At 41.5% G+C, this 18,178-nt stretch carries 19 protein-coding genes; 8 read left to right on the top strand and 11 right to left on the bottom strand.

Features of this window, described 5'->3' with window-relative positions; all coding sequences use genetic code 11:
* Nucleotide 1: 1 nt before the first annotated feature.
* Genes L1068_RS06715 through L1068_RS06705 form a run of 3 tightly spaced genes read left to right on the top strand, consistent with a single transcriptional unit; the run spans nt 2 to nt 2,670 of the window.
* On the top strand, nt 2-967 hold the full coding sequence (locus tag L1068_RS06715; protein ID WP_237129598.1) for a TRAP transporter substrate-binding protein: 966 nt from the start codon (nt 2-4) through the stop codon (nt 965-967).
* Nucleotides 957-1,421, top strand: coding sequence for a TRAP transporter small permease subunit (locus L1068_RS06710; protein WP_237129597.1), 465 nt, complete (start codon nt 957-959; stop codon nt 1,419-1,421). The genes L1068_RS06715 and L1068_RS06710 overlap by 11 nt, the downstream gene beginning before the upstream one ends.
* Nucleotides 1,408-2,670 carry a TRAP transporter large permease subunit gene (locus L1068_RS06705; protein ID WP_237129596.1) on the top strand — a complete coding sequence of 421 codons (1,263 nt, stop codon included), beginning with the start codon at nt 1,408-1,410 and terminating at the stop codon, nt 2,668-2,670. Before L1068_RS06710 ends, L1068_RS06705 begins: the two co-directional genes overlap by 14 nt.
* A gap of 50 nt (nt 2,671-2,720) precedes the next feature.
* Here the strand turns inward: L1068_RS06705 and L1068_RS06700 are convergent, their stop codons facing one another.
* From L1068_RS06700 to L1068_RS06660, 9 genes are all read right to left on the bottom strand, one after another.
* Complete coding sequence (locus L1068_RS06700) at nt 2,721-3,143, bottom strand: ClpXP protease specificity-enhancing factor (protein ID WP_010561597.1); 423 nt, start codon at nt 3,141-3,143, stop codon at nt 2,721-2,723.
* Nucleotides 3,143-3,766 carry a stringent starvation protein SspA gene (sspA, locus tag L1068_RS06695; protein ID WP_010561596.1) on the bottom strand — a complete coding sequence of 208 codons (624 nt, stop codon included), beginning with the start codon at nt 3,764-3,766 and terminating at the stop codon, nt 3,143-3,145. Before sspA ends, L1068_RS06700 begins: the two co-directional genes overlap by 1 nt.
* Before the next feature lie 77 nt (nt 3,767-3,843).
* On the bottom strand, nt 3,844-4,581 hold the full coding sequence (locus L1068_RS06690; protein ID WP_040641442.1) for a cytochrome c1: 738 nt from the start codon (nt 4,579-4,581) through the stop codon (nt 3,844-3,846).
* Entirely contained in the window at nt 4,578-5,843 is a 1,266-nt protein-coding gene (locus L1068_RS06685) for a cytochrome b N-terminal domain-containing protein (RefSeq protein ID WP_010561594.1), read from the bottom strand. Before L1068_RS06685 ends, L1068_RS06690 begins: the two co-directional genes overlap by 4 nt.
* Nucleotides 5,843-6,433 carry a ubiquinol-cytochrome c reductase iron-sulfur subunit gene (petA, locus tag L1068_RS06680; protein WP_010561593.1) on the bottom strand — a complete coding sequence of 197 codons (591 nt, stop codon included), beginning with the start codon at nt 6,431-6,433 and terminating at the stop codon, nt 5,843-5,845. Before petA ends, L1068_RS06685 begins: the two co-directional genes overlap by 1 nt.
* Nucleotides 6,434-6,847: 414 nt before the next feature.
* Nucleotides 6,848-8,923 (bottom strand): TonB-dependent receptor, encoded by a 2,076-nt coding sequence (locus tag L1068_RS06675; protein WP_237129595.1) that lies wholly within the window; start codon nt 8,921-8,923, stop codon nt 6,848-6,850.
* Between the two features lie 224 nt (nt 8,924-9,147).
* Nucleotides 9,148-9,537, bottom strand: a complete 390-nt coding sequence (gene rpsI, locus L1068_RS06670; protein ID WP_237129594.1) for a 30S ribosomal protein S9 — start codon at nt 9,535-9,537, stop codon at nt 9,148-9,150.
* A gap of 12 nt (nt 9,538-9,549) precedes the next feature.
* Nucleotides 9,550-9,978 (bottom strand): 50S ribosomal protein L13, encoded by a 429-nt coding sequence (gene rplM, locus L1068_RS06665; protein WP_237129593.1) that lies wholly within the window; start codon nt 9,976-9,978, stop codon nt 9,550-9,552.
* Between the two features lie 519 nt (nt 9,979-10,497).
* On the bottom strand, nt 10,498-11,280 hold the full coding sequence (locus tag L1068_RS06660; protein WP_237129592.1) for a BRO-like protein: 783 nt from the start codon (nt 11,278-11,280) through the stop codon (nt 10,498-10,500).
* A gap of 293 nt (nt 11,281-11,573) precedes the next feature.
* Here L1068_RS06660 and L1068_RS06655 point away from each other — a divergent pair, with 293 nt between their 5' ends.
* The gene (locus L1068_RS06655; RefSeq protein ID WP_237129591.1) at nt 11,574-11,747 is read left to right on the top strand and encodes a hypothetical protein; all 174 of its coding nucleotides are present in this window, start codon (nt 11,574-11,576) and stop codon (nt 11,745-11,747) included.
* Nucleotides 11,748-11,835: 88 nt separating this feature from the next.
* Nucleotides 11,836-12,393 carry a hypothetical protein gene (locus L1068_RS06650; protein ID WP_237129590.1) on the top strand — a complete coding sequence of 186 codons (558 nt, stop codon included), beginning with the start codon at nt 11,836-11,838 and terminating at the stop codon, nt 12,391-12,393.
* 72 nt (nt 12,394-12,465) lie between these two features.
* Here L1068_RS06650 and zapE read toward each other — a convergent pair whose 3' ends face one another.
* Nucleotides 12,466-13,560, bottom strand: a complete 1,095-nt coding sequence (gene zapE / locus L1068_RS06645; RefSeq protein ID WP_237129589.1) for a cell division protein ZapE — start codon at nt 13,558-13,560, stop codon at nt 12,466-12,468.
* Between the two features lie 106 nt (nt 13,561-13,666).
* Between zapE and L1068_RS06640 the strand changes: the two genes are divergently transcribed.
* The 3 genes from L1068_RS06640 to L1068_RS06630 all read left to right on the top strand — a co-directional run bounded on the left by L1068_RS06640 (nt 13,667) and on the right by L1068_RS06630 (nt 16,840).
* Nucleotides 13,667-14,125, top strand: a complete 459-nt coding sequence (locus L1068_RS06640) for a DUF1043 family protein (RefSeq protein ID WP_237129588.1) — start codon at nt 13,667-13,669, stop codon at nt 14,123-14,125.
* A gap of 118 nt (nt 14,126-14,243) precedes the next feature.
* Nucleotides 14,244-15,608, top strand: a complete 1,365-nt coding sequence (locus L1068_RS06635; RefSeq protein WP_237129587.1) for a DegQ family serine endoprotease — start codon at nt 14,244-14,246, stop codon at nt 15,606-15,608.
* 155 nt (nt 15,609-15,763) lie between these two features.
* Nucleotides 15,764-16,840 (top strand): trypsin-like peptidase domain-containing protein, encoded by a 1,077-nt coding sequence (locus L1068_RS06630; RefSeq protein ID WP_237129586.1) that lies wholly within the window; start codon nt 15,764-15,766, stop codon nt 16,838-16,840.
* A gap of 71 nt (nt 16,841-16,911) precedes the next feature.
* Here L1068_RS06630 and murA read toward each other — a convergent pair whose 3' ends face one another.
* On the bottom strand, nt 16,912-18,171 hold the full coding sequence (murA, locus tag L1068_RS06625) for a UDP-N-acetylglucosamine 1-carboxyvinyltransferase (protein WP_100914274.1): 1,260 nt from the start codon (nt 18,169-18,171) through the stop codon (nt 16,912-16,914).
* Nucleotides 18,172-18,178 lie beyond the last annotated feature (7 nt).

Here is an 18,178-nt window from a genome sequence, read left to right as displayed (position 1 = left end):
CATGCGCCATTATTTAATTTTACCGTTACTGCTATTTGCAGTATTCACATTACACGCCAAGCAGCATTTTGCTGCGCCTTATAGCGAACGTGTTTATGTTACCCAAATCACCAAAGCATTTGCTGATGAAGTAAATCAAGAATTAGGGCTTAACATTGTTTTTCATAGCGGTGAAAGCCTTTACAAGCACAATGAAATTTACCGCGCACTGCGCACAAACCAAATACAACTTGGTGAAATATTTATCGCTCGTTTGAGCAATCATGGTGCTATCTATCAACTCGACAACTTACCGTTTTTAGCCACAAATTTTAGCAGCGCTCAACAACTAGCTAAGCAACAAGCCGTTGAATTACGTAGCCAATTCGCCGAGCACGGATTACATCTGTTACTTACCAACCCTTGGCCGCCACAGGGCTTATTTACCAGTAAAGCAATCAAAGCTGCAAGCGACCTCAGTGGCCTTAAGGTTAGAAGCTATAGCGCAATGACGGCAAAATTAGCAAACCACCTTAAAATGATCCCAACCGCCGTTTCAAGCGCTGAGATTGCACAGGCATTTGCTACCGGTATGATTGAAGCAATGATCACCTCGCCAGCGACGGGAGTTTCGAGCAGAGCATGGCAATTTAGTCGCTATTACACACCAATCAATGCCTGGATCCCAAAAAATATGGTGCTAATGAACCATGTCTTGTATCAATCTTTAACCCCAACGCAAAAACAGAAACTGAAACAAATCGTGAACAAGTATCAGCAGCGTGCATGGCAACAAGCTGAGCAGCAAACCACACAGATGACTAAGTTATTAGCGGATAACGGCATGATTATTTCGCCTGTGAGCGATAGTTTATCGCAGAGTTTAAAAATTGTTGGCGCTAACATGGCGCAAGAATGGGCACTCAATGCAACACAAAGCGAGTTACACGTGCTGCAAAAGTTTAAGGAGCAACAAAATGCTCAATAAATTAAATGCGTTCAACATGAAAGTGAGCATTTTACTTATCGTTGCGATTTTTTTGTTAGTGCTCAGCCAAATCGTATTGCGTTTGTTTAATTTGTACATTCCGTCACTCAATGAGATATGCGGATATTTGCTGATCAGCAGTTTTTTCTTGGCGTTAGGCTATAGCTTTGAACAAGAGAAACATATTCGTGTGGCTCTGGTGTTTGAATTCGACAACCCTCATCTCAGTCATTACGCCCAAGTAGTTAGCTATTTAACAGCGACCTTAATTTGCACCTTTATTAGCTATGCATGTATTCAGCTAACTATCGACTCTTACCATTTTCATGAAGTATCGAGCGGTGAGATTGCTATTTTAGAATGGCCCATTCAAGCTATTATGGCTTACGCCAGCTGCGTAACAACTATTACCATTGCATTTAAGGGATTGGAGGTACTACGTGGACATAGTTAGCCTTAGCGCTATTTTGGCGGTTATTTTTGCCGTTTTACTGCTAACAGGCGTATGGATTGGTTTTAGTTTAATCGGCGTTGCTTTAGTAGCACTTATTCTTAATAACAATTCGGCTATCGACCTGATATTTGCGGGCACTGCATTTGCGCATTTAACGCCCTGGTCATTAATCGCTTTACCGCTATTTATTTGGATGGGCGAACTGCTATATAAAGCCAAAGTAGCCGATGACTTATTTAATGGTTTAAGCCCGATACTGGCAAAGTTACCGGGGGGACACTTGCACATTAACGTGTTTGGCTCTGGTATTTTTGCGGCTTTATCGGGATCATCTGCTGCTACTGCCGCAACAATTGGCCGTATGACTATTCCAGAGCTAAAAAAGCGCGGTTATAACGAGCAAGATATTTATGGCTCTCTAGCTGGATCTGCTACTCTTGGACTGCTAATTCCACCGTCGATTATTTTGATTGTGTATGGCGTTGCTGCGGATATTTCCATTGCAGACCTATTTATTGCAGGCATTCTGCCCGGACTAATTTTATTAGCGCTGTTTTCCACTTATATTGCGATTCGCGGCTACTTAAAACCGGTAGATAAAAGCCAACTCATTGCAAGCTCAGGTAATCCATTAACGTTACTTCCAATTATCTCGTTAATCACATTTGTTATTGCTGCCATCTACTTCGGCTTTGCAACACCCAGTGAGTCTGCGGTGTTAGGTATAGTAGGTAGCTTTATTTTGATTAAAGCAAAAAAACGACTGACGCTAGAGCTGGTTAAGCATAGCTTAGTTGATGCGGCGATGACCACAGCTATGATATTACTGATTTTACTCGGTGCGAGCTTTGTTACTATCGCGATGGGCTTTTTACAATTACCTGCAACACTTGCCACTTGGATAGCCAGCCTAGAACTTGGTAACTATCAACTGCTAATCTATTTAACCTTAGCGTTTATTTTATTAGGGTTATTTTTAGATGGTATTTCGATTATTGTGCTCACCGCGGCCATACTCTTACCTATTGTAGAGCTAGCTGGCATCGACCTCATATGGTTTGGTATTTACTTGGTTGTGGTGGTGGAAATATCGCAAATTACGCCGCCGATTGGCTTTAACTTATTTGTTTTAAAGTCACTCACCAATGCCTCTTTGGCTCAGTTGGCAAAAGCCTGCTTACCGTACTTTTTGATTATGTTGCTGATGCTTAGTTTATTAGTGATGTTTCCAGAGATTGTTACCAAATAGCGTTATCGCAGGTTGTAAAAAAACCGGCCTAAGCCGGTTTTTTTTTGCGATTACTTAACCACTTTTAAATGCGAACCACGCTTTTTCGGTGGTTCATCATTACCATCACCCTCAGATGGTGTTTCCTGTGATTCAACCTCTGCTGGTTCTTCATATTCTGAAAAGTCTTCAGGGGTAAACACTGTACCTTCGCCATTTTCTCTTGCGTAAATAGCAAGTACGGCGCCAATTGGTACCACCACACGCATTGGTTGGCCACCAAAACGTGCATTAAAGCTTACTTCATGATTATCCATATGAAACTGTGCAACCGCACTTGGGTTGATGTTCAACACAATTTGTCCGTCTTGCACAAACTGCATTGGTACAGTGACATTTGGAAATTCAGCATTCACCACTAAATGTGGTGTACATTGATTGTCTACAATCCAATCAAAGAAAGCTCTCAGTAAATAAGGGCGATTAGAAGTCATTAAAGTCGAATCTCGCGCTCAGCTTCAGTTAATGATGCTTGGAACGACTCTCGCTCAAATAAACGCATCATGTAGTCTTTAAGCTCTTTGCTACCTTGACCTGTAAGTTCAATACCGAACTCAGGTAAGCGCCATAGTAGTGGTGCTAGGTAACAATCAATTAAGCTAAACTCTTCGCTCATAAAGTAAGGCGCTTCACCAAAAATAGGTGCAATCGCTAATAAACCTTCAGTTAACTCACGACGTGACGCATCAACATCAACACCTGCTTCAATTTTCTTAGCAAGGCTATACCAGTCATTTTCAATGCGGTGCATCATTAAACGGCTGCGACCACGCATAACTGGGTATACAGGCATTAGTGGTGGGTGAGGAAAACGCTCGTCAAGGTATTCCATGATGATGTTTGCTTCGTATAAACCAAGCTCACGATCGATCAATGTTGGTACAGTGCCGTAAGGGTTAATTTCATGTAACGCTTCTGGCAAGTTATCCTTTTCTGCTAGGTGAATATCAACACTTACGCCTTTCTCTGCAAGTACGATACGTACTTGGTGGCTATACATACAGTTTTCACCAGAAAACAGTGTCATCACAGGGCGCTTATTGGCAGCTACAGCCATGCTTTCCTCCAGTATATTAAAAACAGCAATAGGGGCTTAAGCCCCTATTACAAATTTTGTGCTAAAAAGTGTGCAAATTAATGCACATCTCTCCAGTATTCTTTCTTCAGTAAGAACGCTAGGATAAACAGGATTACTAGGAAACCTAATACCTTATAACCAATCGCTTCTGACTGTAAACGTGTTGGTTCACCAACATACGCTAAGAAGTTAGTTAAGTCACGTACCGCTTGGTCGTACTCGTCATCGCTCATTTCGCCTGAACCATCAGTCGTAATTTCAACAACTTTCTTAACTTTAACGCCGTGCTCTTCAACTTCTTCGAAACGCGCAGTAGGTACGCCTTGCAACTCTTGCAATACGTGTGGCATACCAACCGATGGGAATACAGTGTTGTTTACACCAAATGGACGACTTTCATCAACATAGAAAGACTTCAGGTAAGTGTAAATCCAATCTGCACCACGAACACGTGCTACTAACGTTAGATCTGGTGGCGCAGCACCAAACCATTTTGCAGCATCGTCTTGTTCGATTGCGTTAAGAATGTGGCTACCTACTTTTGAACCATCAAAAATAAGTTGCTCTTCGCCCACTTTAGTAGGAATACCGATATCACGGAATGTACGCTCATAACGCTGGTACTGCATTTGGTGGCAACCTAAGCAGTAGTTCATAAACGTTTTAGCACCACGTTGTAACGATGCTTTGTCCGTTAAATCATGATTCGCTTCTAAAAGTGGAACCGACGGGCCTGCTGCCATTGTTAGTGAAGGCAACAAAGCGAATAAACCAATAATTAGCTTTTTCATCATTTCGTTAACCTCTCTGGCACTGGCTTAGTCTTTTCGTTTTTACTGTAGAAGAACAGTAATACGAAGAACATGAAGTAAGTTACAGTCGTAATTTGTGATAACACAGTTTTAAAGTCTGTTTGTGGTGTCGCACCAACCCAACCTAGGATGATGAAAGTAACAACAAACTGAGCAATGTTTAACTTGTGGAAGCCACAACGGTAACGAATTGATTTCACTTTACCACGGTCAATCCAAGGTAGTAACGCAAGCACAACAATTGATGCGCCCATCGCGATTACACCTAGTAGCTTATCAGGGATAGCACGTAGGATTGCGTAGAATGGTGTGAAGTACCAAACAGGGAAAATATGCTCAGGCGTCTTCAACGGGTTTGCCGCTTCAAAGTTCGGCGCTTCTAAAAAGAAACCACCCATCTCTGGCGCAAAGAAAACAACCCAGCAGAACAAGATTAAGAAACCTGTTACACCCACAATATCTTTTACTGTGTAGTAAGGGTGGAACGGAATCGCGTCAACGATATCTTTCTTATCTGTGTAATATTCATGGAATTTGAATTTAGCTTTATCTTCTTCAGCAACAGTGCCTTTCTTACGTTTAATTTCAACACCGTCAGGGTTGTTTGAACCCACTTCGTGAAGTGCAATAATGTGTAAGAAAATTAAGATAACAAGTACTAATGGTAATGCAATTACGTGTAGTGCGAAGAAGCGGTTAAGCGTTGCACCAGAGATTACGTAGTCACCACGGATCCACTGAGTAAGGTCTTCACCAATCACTGGAATCGCACCAAATAGCGAGATAATTACCTGCGCACCCCAGAAAGACATTTGTCCCCAAGGTAGTAAGTAACCCATAAATGCTTCAGCCATTAGCGCTAAGAAGATAAACATACCGAATAACCACAGTAGTTCACGTGGTTTTTGGTAAGAACCGTAGATCATGCCGCGGAACATATGCAGGTATACAACAACGAAGAATGCAGAGGCACCCGTTGAGTGTAAATAACGCAGTAACCAACCGTATTCTACATCACGCATGATGTATTCAACTGAAGCAAACGCGCCTTCTGCTGAAGGAACATAGTTCATTGTTAACCAAATACCCGTTACGATTTGGTTAACAAGTACTAACATGGCTAATGAACCAAAGAAGTACCAGAAGTTAAAGTTTTTTGGCGCAGGATATTGTGCAATGTGCATATTCCAAACGCGAGTCATCGGAATACGCTGATCAATCCAATCGATAATATTCGCAAACATTACGCAGCCCCTTCTTCTCCACCAACTAAAATAGTGGTGTCATCGATAAATGTGTAAGGAGGGATTTCTAGGTTTAATGGTGCTGGTACAGCTTGGAAAACACGGCCAGCCATATCAAACTTAGAACCATGACAAGGACAGAAGAAACCATCTTCAGTACCTTCAACCTTTTCACCAAAACCACCGTTAAGGAAAGTTGGTGAACAACCCAAGTGAGTACAAATACCAACAGCAACAAAGATATTCTCTTTTTGCGAACGGTACGCATTTTGTGCGAACTCTGGTTGTTGTGGCTCTTCAGAATTAGGATCACGAAGTTGACCTTCGTGAGCTTTCATCTGCTCAAGCATTTTTGGTGTACGATTAATAACCCAAACAGGCTTACCTCGCCACTCAACACGAATTAATTGCCCTGGCTCAAGCTTTGAGATATCAACTTCTACAGGCGCGCCTGCAGATTTTGCTCTCTCACTTGGGTTCCACGACGCGATAAAAGGAACAGCAGCCCCTACAGCTCCCACACCACCAACAACAGAAGTTGCGATAGTTAGAAAGCGACGGCGGCTATTGTCTACTGGCGCATTGCTCATCCACTCATCTCCACTATGATTCTCAACACTTGCCATATTGAGAACATCAGTTACAGCAGTTTAAATTTTGACTTTACAAAATAGGTGCGATCATAAATAAAAGCCTTGATTAAAACAAGGTTATACCGGTCTTCAAGCACAATTAAATTGTATTTTAGTTCGATTTATTTGAAATCACGAACACACAGCCTAAAACTGTGAAAATTCTGTGCTTTTACAGAGCCTACCCAAAATTGAGCGAGCGTGTCCTGATAGAGATCAAAACTCCGTAGAAGTATGCGTGAAATTCAAAGTAATTAGTCGCTAAATTATGCTTTTCGAGCCACATTTGATGCACGCCAGAGTATAGCAACCTGCGGGAGGATTAACCAATGAAATAAGCGAGGAAATTCCTCGCTTTAGACTAATTTGTGACTAAAATGTGAAACTAAAACCAACTGACGGGCGCATTTCAAAGTCATCGCTCTCTTCTTTCAAAATCAAGTCATCGGTTGACTTCACCTTTGCGTAATCAAGGTCAATATACGCCGTATTGTCTTTAGCGTATAAATTCATTACTTCTAAAATCAGCAATGCATCGAGTCCAAAAAAATCTGTTTTGCGTTCAAAGCGCAAATCTAAACGGTGATAAGCATCAAAACGCTCAGAAAATGGTTCGCCGTATTCCGGTAAGAAACTCCCCTCAAATTCAGGGTTTTCACGCACACCTACAATAGGTGTGTAAGATTGACCACTGCGCGCTGTGAAGTTAAAGCCACCATTCCAGCGTTCGCTAATTTGGTAGTTAAACACCATATTAAACACAAGCGGTGTGTCGGCATAATAATCACGAGTGATATCACGGCGCTCATCAGTGCGTTCACTTTTGCCATAACTTAAACTCATCCAGCCGTACCATCGGTCAGTTTTGTTTTTATTAATCAATAAATCAACACCATAAGCTCTACCCGTTACATCGTTGCTATAACGTAAATGCTGATCCACATCGTTTTCAGTCAGTGCTAACGGTAAGTCATCCATGCTTTTGTAATAGGTTTCAATTGACCAACTCCAGTCATCGGCCAAAAACTGCTGATAACCAACAACCGACTGATTTGCTGTTTGCGACTTTAAGTTGGGGTTACCTGTGTCTTCTAAAATAGTACCGATATCTTGCAGGCGATTGTAACTGCCATATTTAACCCACACTGATTGATCTTGATTAATGTGATAGGTCAATCCTAAACGCGGGTGAGTAAACGACTCATCGCTGTAATCATTTTTTTGATGTTGTACGCCAATGTCGGCAATTAACGAGTCGGTTATCGTGTATTGATAATTTGCGCCAATAAAGTAACTACCAATATCGACTTCTCGTTTACCTGCTATACGCTCTCCTTTGGCAAGCTCGCAATCTGGATCTAATTCTGTACAGACATAGAGAAAAGTATCATATTCATAGCTTATCGTTTTATCAAAATAAGCGCTATCAAATGTAAGTAAGTCATCACCTACCACATTTATACTTACACGCCCTTTGTAGGTAAGTAGCTCTTCTTTTTCTTCTTCAAAATACCCTTTGGGTGTTAACTTGCTGCGCCCATAATCTAATCGACCCGAATGTGTTAACGAGCCAATCCCCACTTTTGCTTGATAACCTTTACCATAATGGTCCCAAATAACATTTTGGCTATCGAAGGAACGCGCAAAATCTGCATCGCCTTGGAAATCAGGATTCTTAAGTGATAAATCCGCGCGTTCACTAAAACTTGCTGCCGCGCTGTCTTCTGCGCCCGTAAACAACACACTTAACACATTGTTGTTATTTATATCCCAAACAAATTTATTTTGGTAATCATAGTCATCGGGAGCATCGTTTATTGTAATGCCCGTATTTTCGCCATCTTCGTCTTCAATTTCCTCACCTTCTGAGAAAAACAACGGAAGCGTACTTTTTCGTCCAGACAAATAAAATGAAATATCGTCGGTGATTGCACCTTCAACAAAAACCCCCGCTTTAAACATAGTAAAATCAAGCGTGGTTTTAATATCCTGATTTTTTGGGTTACGCAGTGTGACATCAAATACCGCCCCGGTTGCATCACTAAAGCTAGTGCCATAGCCCGCAGAATAAAGGCGAAAGTCTTGCACTAAATACTTGTTAAAAATCGAGCTGCCAAAATCATGAAAAATGTAGCCTGCGGGCATAAAGTCGACTTCAAAGTAATTATCATCTGGCGACGAACCACGTACAGCGGGTTCTCCCATTGAGCCTCCGGCCGCTACTACACCAGGCAATGCATATACAGCTAGCAAGGGGTCGCCCAAAGCACCCGGCATATTAATCAGCTTTTCAGCATCTTCGGTAATTTCAGTAAGTACACTTGAACGCTTCGATACCACTTGAATACGTTCAATTTCTTCGCCTTTTGCTTGTTCAGCCAAGGCATTAGTTGCAAATACACTCGCCACAGCCAGCGCGACTAAAGAGATCGGTTTAAATGAAGTCATATCACTTCCTTGATACGGATTAGTTGAGTAAGAAGTTAACGCGGGAAATAATACCCATACTCTCTGTAAGTGACTGTGGGAAAATGTTGAGAAATGTAGGGTGCCGTAACAAAGCCTTTAAATAGTAATTTTTAAAATTAGTGACTTACTGACAAACATAAATTTTAGGCAATAAAAAACCCGAGTATAAACTCGGGTTTTGTAATTCTTGTAAACGTAAAAAATTAACGTTTTGAGAATTGAGTGTTCTTACGTGCTTTCTTAAGACCCACTTTCTTACGCTCAACTTTACGAGCGTCGCGAGTAACAAAGCCAGCTTTACGAAGTGGTGAACGAAGAGACTCGTCAAACTCCATAAGCGCACGAGTAATACCGTGACGGATAGCACCCGCTTGACCAGTAGAACCACCACCTTCAACAGTGATGTAAAGGTCAAACTTTTCAACCATTTCAACTAGCTCTAGTGGCTGACGAACAACCATGCGAGAAGTTTCACGACCGAAGTATTCTTCGATAGAACGTTGATTGATTACGATGTTGCCAGTACCTGGGCGTAAGAATACGCGAGCACTTGAACTTTTACGACGACCTGTACCGTAGTATTGATTTGCCATGAGTTATGCTCCTTAAATGTCCAGTACTTTAGGCTGTTGAGCTACGTGACCGTGCTCAGAACCTGCGTATACTTTTAGTTTACGGTACATTTCACGACCTAGAGGGCCTTTTGGTAACATACCTTTAACTGCTTTTTCGATAATCATTTCAGGCTTTTTAGCTTGAAGCTTATCGAAAGTGATAGACTTAAGGCCACCTGGGAAACCAGAGTGAGCGTAGTACACTTTATCAGTTGTCTTGTTACCAGTTACAGTAACTTTCTCAGCGTTGATTACGATGATGTAATCGCCAGTGTCAACGTGAGGAGTGTATTCAGCTTTATGCTTACCGCGTAGACGGTGAGCGATTTCAGTAGCGATACGACCTAAAGTTTTGCCTTCAGCGTCAACTACGTACCAGTCACGTTTTACAGATTCTGGCTTAGCAACAAACGTTTTCATTTATTAAAAATCCAATGTTTACAATTTAAAAACCACAAGCAGAAACAACTTCTGCTGCTCTATTACACTTGCTTCAACCCCTTCGAGCTCAAGACTTAAAACCCTCAGCTGTGGCTAAACTAACCGAGGTAGAACGGTAAGTGGCGGACGCGGAGTATAGCAAGAGCTGGATAGATTTTCTACTAATAATTTGAGGAAAATAAAGGTTTTTGGCTGCTATCGCACGGTTTAATAGGATTTTGAAAGATTGGACAAAACCTCAGCATTTACCTCCCTGTATTTTAATAAGCCCCATCCATGGGCTTATGTCACTTTTCTTTGCTTCGCCAAAGATAAAGTAACCAAAAGAAAGGCGACCGTACAATCAAACTTAATCCTCAAAGTAGCTTTAAATTTAAAGATAAACGTCATAAATCGATATCCCTATCTCAGTATGACTTACTCGACACGCTCCGCTTCCTGTCTCGTATTATCAATTAAAACCCACTTTTCAGGTTTGATTGAAACGGACTAGCTGAATTAACCAGTTGCATTCTCAACTAAATCCTTAGCTTCTTTAATAATTCCTTGATGAAAGCGGACATTCATTCTTTCATTAGAAGGGCACTTAATTGTACTCCTGCCTTGCCTAAGGGATAAATTCTCACACCATGTAACTATTTCAAACTCTTTGTTAGCAGATAAAGGTAAATTCGCATTATTGAACCAATCTCGAACTGTGAGAATATACTTGCTATCTAAATCACTATTTTCAAGCTTTTCAACTCTTTTGCCTACATCAAGTACATCAGCTTTAACACCAGTCACCTCTTGTTTTAATTTCTCATGTTCAAAAATAGTATCAGCAAGCATTCGAGAGTTTTGCGCCACTATTTCTGCCATTTGAGCCAATGCTGACCCTTGTGCAGACACAGGAGGTGGATAGACGCCATGTTTTTGCAATGATGGTATTACTTCATGATATAACCACCTTTGAAATTTCTTTCCAGCTTTTGATTTATCACTCCCCATAACTCTATTGAGCCCGGGCTGTGTTACAAATATTTCCAATTCACCTTCAAATCTGGGAGTTTCCGTGGGGATATGAGTAAATTCATCATCATCTAGATCTTTAAGTTGAGACTTGATCATACTTGGGATAAATTTTGCGGGCTGCTCATGATCTAACTGTTTATTTTCTTTATTCAGAGTAACAAAAATGTCATTTAAAGAGATAAATAAAATTCCATCGACGTAACAAGTTCGAATCTCATTACTGCCCGAATCACCTTCGTAACATACATTAACCAGTCCACTTCCCATAAATATTCCTCTTAGAAAACAAGAGCTTTATATTAATACAAATTTTTATAAACCAAAAATCGGAGTATAGTTCTCGCTCTTACCCTTAAATCAAACCTGAAAATGAAGCTTTAAATGAATAATGCGAGACAGGGAGCGAAGCGGTCGAGCAAGCCATGCTGAGGCATGGATGCCGATTCATGGCGTTTATGTTCACATTTAAAGCTTATTTGAAGATAAGTTTGATTTCGGGGCGGCTTTTTCTTGGTTCGTTCTTTTTGGCCGTTTAAAAAGAATGAACGAGTGCGCCATGGATGGCGCAAGATATTGGCAAGGAGGCAAGGCTAACTGAAAACCCTTTGGCTGCCGTCGCCAGTGCGACAAACAAAGCTTCAGAAAACCCAATTGCCGAGAATAAGCACCATGGTCAAACACCAACGGATTTAAAATCTGCTAAGCCGCTACAACTAAACGCCTACTTCTACTAAAGCTTAACTTCCCCTACAATCAAACACTCACCCAGCAACTTCCCCTGTATTGCTACTAACATAAAATAATCACTATAAGAAAAAGATCATGTATTTAAAATCACTGCTTACAGCAATACTATTTTCAAGCTTTTCACTAAACGCGGCGCAAAGCCTAGATGCGAAACAATGGCGTTACGCAGTAGACCCGCATGGCAGTACTGCGAGCTATGAAAAGCCACTGGTTAAAGAAAACCATGTGGAAATTTCATTTAATCGCGTTCCTCGTGTTGATAAGCAAAATAATTCGTGGGTGGAATTAATTTACGACCTGCCAAAAAAGTCTCTAGAAGGTATTACAAGTGTCGAACTCACTTATCAAAGTGATAAACCGCTTGTGGTTAAGTTATCGCAGAAAGATTATGGTGGAAAAGGTGATAAAAGCTACGCACACTATCAAGCGCTTTTACCAAGCGCTAATCAATGGCAAAAGCACACTCTGACTTTAGATGATTTCAGCCGCCCAGAATGGACGCCAAGCTGGTCAAAGGATAAAGGCATTATAAAAACCAATGTTTCTGCACTTTATTTTGTGCCAAATCTAACCGATGAGAAAGGCGGTAATGCCTGGATAAAAATAAAAAACGTAAAGTTGAATCAAGAATAAAAAACGTAAAGTTGAATCAAGAATAAAAAGTATTGAGAAACGAGATCGTCAGATCTCGCTTCTTTTTGAAGATTAAGCTAAATGCTCGCGCCCTAAATACTCTAAGCTTTGCATTTCTTGTAAGCGGCTAATACAGCGTTTAAATTCAAAGTCTAAAATACCACCAGTATAAAGCTCTTCTAATGGTGCGATAGCAGAAATAATTAACGTAACATTACGCTCGTAAAACTCATCAACTAAAGCAATAAAGCGGCGCGCTGCATCATCATTTGCATGCTCTGAGCCCATGTATTTTACGTTTGAAAGTAGCACAGTATGGTAAATACGGCTTAACTCCATATAATCTACTTGGCTGCGTGCAGTTTCACACAACTCGCTAAATTCGAACATCACAATGCTGTCAGCTTCTTTGCGCGTCGTAAGGTTACGTCCCTCAATTTCAATCACCTTATCTAAGCAACCTGCTTCAGGCGATAATTTATCGAAGTACTCAAATAAATTTTTATCTGCCTGCGCATCTAAAGGGCTGTGATAGATTTCTGCTTGCTCAAGCGTACGCAAACGGTAATCAATGCCCGAATCAACATTAACCACCTCAGTATTAGCATTAACTAAATCAATTGCTGGCAGAAAGCGTGCACGCTGTAAACCATTGCGATAGAGCTCATCAGGCACAATATTGGATGTAGCAACGAGTACTATGCCGCGCTTAAACAACTCTTGCATTAAACCGCCCAATAGCATGGCGTCGGTAATATCTTGCACAAAAAATTCATCAAAGCAGATGATATCCGCTTCGCTTTTAAATTTATCAGCAACCTTTTCAAGCGGATCTTTTACGTCTTTTAGCTGCTTTAATTCATCATGTACACGGTGCATAAAACGGTGAAAATGCACTCGCATTTTGCGCTCAAACGGCAGCGAATCAAAAAACGTATCAACCAAATACGTTTTACCACGCCCAACCCCGCCCCAAAAATACAGGCCTTTGATCGGCTTTACTTCTTGTTTTGAGAAAAGGCTGGCAAAAAAGCCTTTTTTAGCCGGTGGCTGTGCAGTTAAATCGTCGTACAAACGTTGCAAATGACGCACCGCATTTTCCTGCGCAGCATCATGGTGGAAGTCATCGCGAGTTAAATCTTGTTGATATTTTTGCCAAGGGGTCATGATAAATACAAAGCGTTACTGAAATTTTGATGTAAAATATTAACACGAGCGCAATCAAAGCGTATATTTAAACTATCTATTTTGAAAAATTATAAGGCTTAATAGTATGAGTACAGCCATTTGGATCACCCTATTAGTAGTCACTGCCATTGCTAGCTTTTTTATCGGAAGCCTAATTACCAAACGTCAATACGAACATGATGAGCTCGAAAAAGAAGTAGAAAAAGCACAAGGTGACCTTGAGCAATTTAAACAAGATGTGGCCGACCACGTTGCTCACACCAATAAGCTTGTTAATAAAATGCAAGACAGCTACGTGCAGCTAGTTAAGCATATGGAAGAAACTAACAAGTTATTAGTTGCTGAAAAAAACGTAGAAGTCGTGCCTTTCTTCTCACAAGAAGCCACTGAGATTTTGTCTGAGACACGTAATAACGACAAAACTCGCTCTGAGTTATTAGCACGAAACGCTGAATTACAAGCAGCACCAGCCGACTTTGTCACTGGCGAATCGGGTATTTTTAGAGGTGACAGCTCAGAAAACAAGCAAACAGAAAGTGCTTAATCGCATCTTGATGAACTTTTTTTTGACCCCATAGTCATTATAAGTAACTGGCTGGTTTGCCGCTAACAACAAAAAGCAAATCAGCTACCCTTTTGATTTAAGGAGCGTTATTTTGACTATGAAAACTAAATTTACCGTTTTAAGTGCAGCAATACTATCTGCAACTCTTTTAGTTTCACCGGCAATTAGCCATGCAAAATTACCTGTTTCGGTTAACGGACAACAACTGCCAACGCTAGCGCCTATGCTAGAGCGCGTAACCCCGGGTGTTGTAAGTATTCGCGTATCTGGTTCAAAACAAGTACGCCAACGTGTAGACCCGTTTGATTTCTTTTTTGGTAACCCGCAGCGCCAGCCACGCGCCGAAAAACGCCCGTTTAGTGGCTTAGGTTCTGGCGTAATTATCGACGCAAAAGACGGTCATATTGTAACTAACAACCATGTTATTCAAGACGCTGAAAAAATTATTGTAACCTTACAAGATGGCCGAGAATTTGAAGCCAAGCTAGTTGGTAGCGATCCTCAGTCTGATATCGCATTACTTGAAGTAGAAGGCGATGATTTAACTGAAGTAAAACTGGCTGATTCAGACGAATTACGTGTCGGTGATTTTTCAGTGGCGATTGGTAACCCATTTGGACTAAGCCATACAGTAACTTCAGGCATAGTAAGTGCGCTTGGTCGCTCAGGCTTAAACATTGAAGGTTACGAAGACTTTATTCAAACCGATGCGGCAATTAACCAAGGTAACTCTGGCGGTGCACTTGTAAATTTAAACGGTCAACTAATCGGTATTAACACTGCTATTTTAGGTGCATCTGGCGGTAACGTTGGTATTGGTTTTGCGATTCCATCAAACATGATGAAAAGTCTTGTAGACCAAATTTTAGAATACGGTGAAGTTCGCCGCGGTAGCTTAGGTATTCGTGGTGGTGATGTGAATGCAGGCGTAGCGGAAGCATTTGACCTAGAAACCAAACAAGGCGCTTTTGTAAACGCGGTTGATGAAGATAGCCCCGCTGAAAAAGCGGGTTTAAAGGTGAATGACGTAATCACCAGTATCGATGGTAAGAAAATCCATAGTTTCTTAGAGCTACGCAGTAAAATCGCAACCGCTGGCGAAGGAAAAACGGTTCAGTTAGGAATTATTCGTGACGGCAAGAGCAAAACCGTTAAGGTTAAACTTGGCGGGATTTCAGATGTTGCTACCTCGGCAGATAAACTACATCGCAATTTAACGGGTGCAACGCTAGAAGCCGGCGAAACGAGCGATGGTAAAGAAGGTGTGTTGGTTAAATCGATTGATTCTAACCGTGCTCCAGCTGCACGTGTAGGGTTAGAAGAGGGCGATGTAATCTTAATGGTTAACCGCACCCGTGTAGATTCTGTGCGCGACTTAACCAAGGCAGTTGAAGATGTACAAGGTTATATTTTCCTGCGAGTTCAACGTGGATCTCGTATTTTTAACGTACAAATTCAGTAATCTCTGCTGTTCAAAAACTCATACAACTTGCTAACCCAAACGCCCAACGTAATTTGGGCGTTTTTTATGGGGTAGTGTAAAAACCTGCAACTTGCCGAATAGTCATATTCTTGCCACAATAAACCCCCTTTGAAAATAATAATTAACGGCGCAGCGTGTTAAAGAAGCTTCAGTTTTTGCTTACCCCTATTTTGTTAGGACTTGGTTTTGCCTTTATCTACCTAATGGTATTTTCACCAGAATTATTGCGTGAACAGCTTTCAACAAATAAAGCGCCACTTAATGCCAGTCATTTAAGCTTTGCTAACGCGGTAAAAGCCGCATCGCCTGCTGTTGTTAACATATATTCAGAATCAGTTAGCAATCGCCCTCGCAGTCTGCGTCCATCAACGCCTGTAAGAGAGTTAGGCTCTGGCATTATCATGTCCAAAAAAGGCTATATTCTCACTAACTATCACGTTATTAATAACGCGGACCAAATTTTAGTTGTACTTAACGATGGCCGACAATTTACTGATGTACAGCTTATTGGTTTTGACGTACCTACGGATTTAGCATTATTAAAAATAACCGCTGAACATCTACCGGAAATCCCAACCAATAACGACTTTATTCCACAAGTGGGCGATGTCATTTTAGCAATTGGTAATCCACTAAACTTAGGTCAAACAATTACGCAAGGCATTATTAGTGCCACCGATAAAACTAATATTGCGCAAACCCGCCATACCCGTTTTTTACAAATGGATGCCGCGGTTAATACCGGTAATTCGGGTGGCGCAGTGATTAATACCAACGGTACGCTTGTGGGTATTACCTCAGCTAAGTTTAAGCATGCACGTAATTTAGAAGTGCAAGGTATATTCTTTGCCGTACCCTACTCACTTGCCAAAGAAGTGATGGATAAAATAATTAAGTATGGCCGTGTTATTCGTGGCTATATTGGCTTTGATGCCGATCCTGTCGACAGTTCTGGTCGTTTTGTGAGAAACAATCACACCCCTGTATATGGCATGCGCATTGCTCGCCTCGACCCGTTGGGACCTGCATGGCAAGCCGGCTTTGAACTCAACGATATCGTGACAAAAATCGACGGTAAAAAAGTCGTGAATACCAATACAACATTGGAATTAGTAACGAACACACCTCCAGGTAGCATATTAAACTTTACAATTATTCGTGAAGGTAAAGTTATTGAAGTGCCAGTCACTGTTGGTGAGTTACAATTCTAAAATAGTAGCTATATAAACAAAAAGGCCGCATATGCGGCCTTTTTTGATTCTTCAACAATCTAGGTTATTAACTAAGCTTTGCGACGCTTAATTTTAACGCCTAAACCACCTAGTTTATCTTCAATGCGCTGATAACCTCGGTCAACATGATAAATGCGGTCTACCACGGTTTCACCTTGCGCAATCGCACCTGTCAGAATCAAACTCGCAGAAGCACGAAGGTCTGTAGCCATTACCTGTGCACCACTAAGTTGCTCAGTGTGCTCACAAATGGCGGTATTACCTTCTAAGCGAATATTCGCTCCCATACGCTTTAGCTCTGGCACATGCATAAAACGGTTTTCGAAAATCGTTTCGGTAATCGTTGCACTGCCTTCAGCAACCACATTTAACGCTGTAAATTGTGCTTGCATATCGGTTGGAAAGCCTGGGTGCGGAGAGGTTTTAATATTAACCGCTTTTGGCATGCGACCACGCATATCAAGGTAAATACTGTTATCCGCAAGCTCAATATGTGCGTTAGCATCACGTAGCTTTTCAATAACCGGTTCTAAACTAAAATGGTCAGTGCCATGACATAGCACTTCGCCTTTCGCCATTGCCGCTGCAACTAGGTAAGTACCAGTTTCGATGCGATCTGGCAAAATGCGATGCTGACAACCTGTTAGCGACTCTACACCAGTTACTTCAATACGATCCGAACCTGCACCTGAAATCTTCGCACCCATAGCACTTAGATACTTAGCTAAGTCGGTGATTTCAGGTTCGCGTGCTGCGTTTTCTAATACAGTAACACCGTCAGCTAAGGTTGCCGCCATTAGTAAGTTTTCGGTAGCACCGACGCTCACCACATCCATAAAGATATGTGCGCCTTTCAAGCGACCATTTACTTTGGCATTGATGTAACCACCTTCTACCGTGATCTCAGCGCCCATTTTTTCAAGGCCTGAAATATGAAGGTCAACTGGACGAGCACCAATAGCACAACCGCCTGGTAGCGACACCTGCGCCTCACCAAAACGTGCTAATAACGGTCCTAACGCTAAAACAGATGCGCGCATCTGCTTTACAAGCTCGTATGGCGCAAGCACTTTATCTATAGTCGCGCCATCAACGATTAAATCATCTTGCTGCCACTCAACTTTAGCGCCTAATGTTGATAATAGTGCTTCAGTGGTATTAATGTCACGCAAACGCGGTACATTGGTAAAACGGCTTTTGCCGTTAGCGAGGATTGCTGCAAATAAAATTGGAAGTGCGGCGTTTTTAGCGCCTGAAATAGTCACTTCTCCGGCAATAGTGCTGCCGCCTTGAATAACAAATTGATCCATTTATGCC

This window comes from Pseudoalteromonas sp. MMG024, assembly GCF_021654175.1.
Classification (GTDB): domain Bacteria; phylum Pseudomonadota; class Gammaproteobacteria; order Enterobacterales; family Alteromonadaceae; genus Pseudoalteromonas.
Note: the sequence above shows the minus strand (reverse complement) of the source record. Positions and strands in the feature narration are given on the sequence as shown.

Coding starts and splice junctions, on each gene's coding strand:
- L1068_RS06685 (WP_010561594.1), bottom strand. CDS start 5,843: ATGTTTGCGAATATTATCGATTGGATTGATCAGCGTATTCCGATGACT.
- L1068_RS06710 (WP_237129597.1), top strand. CDS start 957: ATGCTCAATAAATTAAATGCGTTCAACATGAAAGTGAGCATTTTACTT.
- L1068_RS06635 (WP_237129587.1), top strand. CDS start 14,244: ATGAAAACTAAATTTACCGTTTTAAGTGCAGCAATACTATCTGCAACT.
- L1068_RS06655 (WP_237129591.1), top strand. CDS start 11,574: ATGGCGCAAGATATTGGCAAGGAGGCAAGGCTAACTGAAAACCCTTTG.
- murA (WP_100914274.1), bottom strand. CDS start 18,171: ATGGATCAATTTGTTATTCAAGGCGGCAGCACTATTGCCGGAGAAGTG.
- rpsI (WP_237129594.1), bottom strand. CDS start 9,537: ATGGCAAATCAATACTACGGTACAGGTCGTCGTAAAAGTTCAAGTGCT.
- L1068_RS06715 (WP_237129598.1), top strand. CDS start 2: ATGCGCCATTATTTAATTTTACCGTTACTGCTATTTGCAGTATTCACA.
- L1068_RS06640 (WP_237129588.1), top strand. CDS start 13,667: ATGAGTACAGCCATTTGGATCACCCTATTAGTAGTCACTGCCATTGCT.
- petA (WP_010561593.1), bottom strand. CDS start 6,433: ATGAGCAATGCGCCAGTAGACAATAGCCGCCGTCGCTTTCTAACTATC.
- L1068_RS06650 (WP_237129590.1), top strand. CDS start 11,836: ATGTATTTAAAATCACTGCTTACAGCAATACTATTTTCAAGCTTTTCA.
- rplM (WP_237129593.1), bottom strand. CDS start 9,978: ATGAAAACGTTTGTTGCTAAGCCAGAATCTGTAAAACGTGACTGGTAC.
- L1068_RS06675 (WP_237129595.1), bottom strand. CDS start 8,923: ATGACTTCATTTAAACCGATCTCTTTAGTCGCGCTGGCTGTGGCGAGT.
- sspA (WP_010561596.1), bottom strand. CDS start 3,766: ATGGCTGTAGCTGCCAATAAGCGCCCTGTGATGACACTGTTTTCTGGT.
- L1068_RS06690 (WP_040641442.1), bottom strand. CDS start 4,581: ATGATGAAAAAGCTAATTATTGGTTTATTCGCTTTGTTGCCTTCACTA.
- zapE (WP_237129589.1), bottom strand. CDS start 13,560: ATGACCCCTTGGCAAAAATATCAACAAGATTTAACTCGCGATGACTTC.
- L1068_RS06660 (WP_237129592.1), bottom strand. CDS start 11,280: ATGGGAAGTGGACTGGTTAATGTATGTTACGAAGGTGATTCGGGCAGT.
- L1068_RS06700 (WP_010561597.1), bottom strand. CDS start 3,143: ATGACTTCTAATCGCCCTTATTTACTGAGAGCTTTCTTTGATTGGATT.